The sequence below is a fragment of the Catellicoccus marimammalium M35/04/3 genome (assembly GCF_000313915.1).
In the GTDB taxonomy this organism is placed as follows: domain Bacteria; phylum Bacillota; class Bacilli; order Lactobacillales; family Catellicoccaceae; genus Catellicoccus; species Catellicoccus marimammalium.
The window spans coordinates 1-3,952 of the sequence record NZ_AMYT01000009.1 but is presented as its reverse complement, the minus strand read 5'-3'; the positions used below and the strand labels follow the sequence as shown (position 1 = coordinate 3,952).

Genomic DNA, 3,952 nt, shown 5'->3' with positions numbered 1-3,952 from the left:
ATTGAAGTAACTTCTTTTAAGTTAGATTTTGAAGTATATCCTTGCCATACTTCTTTTCCTTCAGCGTCTTTAGAATATACTGAATAATATTTTTGTCCATTTCCTAAGGTATATTCATATTTCGCAAATACTACACGTTCTGCGTTGTTAGTATTTTTAGCTGTCCAATAGAAGTTTTTCCATACGTTAGCTTTTCCATTTAATACAAATTGACCTTTTGCCTTTTCAGCATTGAAATCTTTTGTATCTTTACGATCAATATATCCACGATATACTTTTTTACCATCTTTATCTGTTTGGTATACACGGTATACATGTTTACCATCAATGTTACGGTATCCGTCTACTTGATATACAGTACCATTTTTAGGGGTAGTTGATTCTTTTAATTTTGAATCCTTGTATAATTTTGCATGGCTTGTAGATACAGTAACTTTTTTGTTTTCTGCTTTAATTTCAGAAGTTGCAGCATGTGCAGCTGTTGTACCTAATAGGGCACTTGAAATTAATAGGGCACTTAAAATTGATTTTTTACTCATTTCTTATCTCCTAATGATTATAATTTATACATTGATTATAGAAAAAAATCACACACTTCTCTATACTTCTGTATTTCCAGTTTTTTTCTTGTGATACGTAATTGAAAAAAATACTATTTTTTCGTATCTTTCTTTTGAATATAACGATGCCATAATGCCACTAAATCATTCTTCAAATGGCGAAAAGAATAGTGAAATCCATATTTCATACTATCGTACATAAAAATTTCAAAGCGTTTCATCCACACTTCGTCATACTTCCACCCAAAAAAGAAAAGTATAACAATCAAAATAATACTAATTAATACTAATAGTTCCATTTATTTTCCTCTCTTTAATTCCCTTCTTTTATCATCAACCAAAAAGGCAAAAAAATAAAGAGAGAATTTCTTCTCTCTTTACTCCCCTTTTTTTCTTAAAATTGGTTGTCTTGTTTCTTTTGCTTTTTCTTCAAAGGCAAAGGCACGAACTTTCCCAGAATGAATTCGCTTCTCTCCTTGATACATTACTTCTACTTCGACCCAATCATTTTTTTGTAAAGGTAATGTAGCAGCATCATAATAGAACGCATAATTTTTACCATATTTTTTAAATTGAATAATCGCTACATTTGGATGCTTTAGATAATTTAGTAGATTATCCATATAAATATCGACACAAGCAGATAAAATGACATACATCGGCTGACGATATTTCACTTTTGCTTCTTTCAATTGATCAAACACTTTATCTTCAAAGCGAACTCCAACCGTATGGAGTGGCTTATAGTCCTTATTCAATACTTCCTCACTAATACAGTTCGAAAATAAATAAATGGAACGTGTAATCATTTGGGCACGAGTTAATTTTAGATTTTTAGTACGACGCATCCATCCAATATAACGATCAATTCTTTGTAATTTTTTGGCACTAATTTGAATGGTTTTCATAATTATCCCCTTTCTCACTTTAAAATTATTTTATGTTTATTTTATTTGTGACGCAAACTTTTTACTAAAAAAGATAGGTTTTTATTAAATTTGTTTATAATTTTGATAAAGAGAGAAAGATCAAACATGATATGATAGACATAACAAGCGGTATAGAATGGAAAGAACGGAATTTGATTCTATATGAAAGCTATTGAATTTTAGGAGGAAGAAAATGTCAGAACAAGCATATCTTGACTTAGTAGAAAACATTTTAACAAAAGGAGAAACTCGTACAGATCGTACAGGTACAGGAACAAAAAGTATTTTTGGTTATCAAATGCGTTTTTCTTTAAAGGAAGGATTTCCCTTATTAACGACAAAGAAAGTTCCCTTCTCTTTAATCAAAAGTGAATTACTTTGGTTTTTACGTGGAGATACCAATATTCGCTATTTATTAGAACATAATAATCATATTTGGGATGAATGGGCCTTTCAACGTTTTGTAGAAAGTGAAGACTACCAAGGTCCAGATATGACTGACTTTGGTCGCCGTGCTCAACAAGATGAAACTTTCAATTGTTTGTATCAACAAGAAAAAGAGCAATTTTGTCAAAGAATTTTGGCTGATGAAGACTTTGCTCAACGCTATGGAGAGTTAGGTCCCGTCTATGGCAAGCAATGGTGTTCTTGGGAGAAGCGAGATGGATCAACGTTGAACCAATTAAAAAATGTCATTGACGAAATCAAACGAAATCCTGATTCCCGTCGTCTTATCGTATCGGCATGGAACCCAGAGGATGTAGATGCAATGGCGCTTCCTCCTTGTCATGTTCTTTTTCAATTTTACGTCCAAAATGGAAAATTGAGTTGTCAATTATATCAAAGAAGTGGCGATGTCTTTTTAGGAGTTCCTTTTAATATCGCAAGCTATGCATTATTAACTCATTTGATTGCTCATGAATGCCAATTAGAGGTTGGGGATTTTGTTCATACCCTTGGCGATGCACATATTTATTTAAATCATATCGAGCAAATGCAAGAACAACTGAAAAGAACTCCTTATCCTTTTCCTACATTAAAACTCAATCCAGATAAAGCATCCATTTTTGATTTTACAATAGATGATATCCAATTAGAAAATTATCAATCTCATCCTGCGATTAAAGGAAAAGTTGCGGTATAAAAAAAGATTATATTATGAGATATGATCTTTTTATTAACTTTTCAACAACTTATTTATAACTTACAAATTTCTTAATTTTCTATCCGTAAACCATTGCTTTTTTAAAAAATAAAGCATATAATAGGAAGCGTAGTAAATCCATTTTTTATATCAAAAGATTGAATCTTAGCTTGCGCCTAAAGTTTAGATTTGATCCTTTCCAACATCAGGCATAGCCTAAACCTTTTTAAACTTTTATAACCCGATACAAGTTGGAAGCCATTCTTTACAAAAAGAGAGCACAAATCATTGTGCTCTCTTTTTTATTCTAGTTATAACGTTTACGTAGCCATTGGAAGCCACATAGACTAATGATTAAAAGACCAAATCCAATCACTAATTCAATTGAAGATTGATGAGTACCAGTTTGAGGTAAATCACTTTGATCATCTTCTTTAGATGATTGAGAAGGTGCTCCAGAAGAAGGATGATAATCATCGATTGTTTTTTCTATAATCACCGTTTCTTTTATCACTTTTGGTTTCTTATGACGTTCTTCTTTTGTTTCTTTATCTACCATAACAATGGTATTTGTCGTTTGTCCAACAACTTTTCCATCTTTTACTTCAAATGGAATGCTTTCTGCTATTTCATATCCTTTTGGTGCTCGTGTTTCTTTCAATGTATATTTGCCATCGGAAAGTTCTACTTTGTGACTTGTCGTATCACTAATCCAAGCGTCAATTGTTTTTCCATTAGCGTCTAAGATTTCTAATTTTGCACCAACCACTTCTTTTCCTAATACATCAATTTTTGCAACTTCAACTTTTGCTTTTTTCGATGTAGAAGGAGTTGGTTTTATTGGTACATTTGGTTTTTCTGATGTCTTTTTAGCATCAACCATAATTACTTTATTATCAGCTAAAGAAGTCCAAGTAGTACCATTTTTAATTTCCACTTTTCCTTCTTCATTCACGCGGAACGTAATAGATTCTGCAAGTTTATAACCTTTTGGCGCTTGTACTTCTTGCAAGGTATATTCTTGATTTGGTGTAGCTAAGAATTCATGATCTTTTCCTTCTTCAGAGATCCATGAATCAACTTCTTGTTCATTGGTTGTTAATGTTAATTCCGCACCAGCAATTTCTTTTCCGGCCACATCTTGTTTAGAAAGAATTACTTTTTGTTTTTGTGGTGTTGGTACTACTTCTTTCAGTTTATCAATCATCACAATTCTATTTGTGGCACTACCAACGACCTTGCCATCTTTTACTTCAAATGAAATATCTTCGGCGATTTCATAACCATTTGGCGCTTGGGTTTCTTTCAAAGTATATTTA

At 32.0% G+C, this 3,952-nt stretch carries 4 protein-coding genes and 1 pseudogene; 1 reads left to right on the top strand and 4 read right to left on the bottom strand.

The window, feature by feature from the left end:
* The 3 genes and pseudogenes from C683_RS01605 to C683_RS01595 all read right to left on the bottom strand — a co-directional run.
* A pseudogene (locus C683_RS01605) lies at positions 1 to 539 on the bottom strand (BspA family leucine-rich repeat surface protein); the annotation flags it as partial.
* Between the two features lie 113 nt (positions 540 to 652).
* Positions 653 to 859, bottom strand: a complete 207-nt coding sequence (locus tag C683_RS01600; protein WP_009488585.1) for a hypothetical protein — start codon at positions 857 to 859, stop codon at positions 653 to 655.
* A 78-nt stretch (positions 860 to 937) separates the two neighbouring features.
* Positions 938 to 1,468, bottom strand: a complete 531-nt coding sequence (locus C683_RS01595) for a hypothetical protein (RefSeq protein ID WP_009488584.1) — start codon at positions 1,466 to 1,468, stop codon at positions 938 to 940.
* Between the two features lie 214 nt (positions 1,469 to 1,682).
* Between C683_RS01595 and C683_RS01590 the strand changes: the two genes are divergently transcribed.
* Positions 1,683 to 2,633, top strand: coding sequence for a thymidylate synthase (locus tag C683_RS01590; protein WP_009488583.1), 951 nt, complete (start codon positions 1,683 to 1,685; stop codon positions 2,631 to 2,633).
* A gap of 307 nt (positions 2,634 to 2,940) precedes the next feature.
* Here the strand turns inward: C683_RS01590 and C683_RS06680 are convergent.
* A partial coding sequence (locus C683_RS06680; protein ID WP_040388578.1) for an MSCRAMM family protein occupies positions 2,941 to 3,952 on the bottom strand: 1,012 nt, incomplete at its 5' end.

Excerpts from the sequence above, each read along its gene's own strand:
- C683_RS01600 (WP_009488585.1), bottom strand. The coding sequence starts at position 859 with ATGGAACTATTAGTATTAATTAGTATTATTTTGATTGTTATACTTTTC.
- C683_RS01595 (WP_009488584.1), bottom strand. The coding sequence starts at position 1,468 with ATGAAAACCATTCAAATTAGTGCCAAAAAATTACAAAGAATTGATCGT.
- C683_RS01590 (WP_009488583.1), top strand. The coding sequence starts at position 1,683 with ATGTCAGAACAAGCATATCTTGACTTAGTAGAAAACATTTTAACAAAA.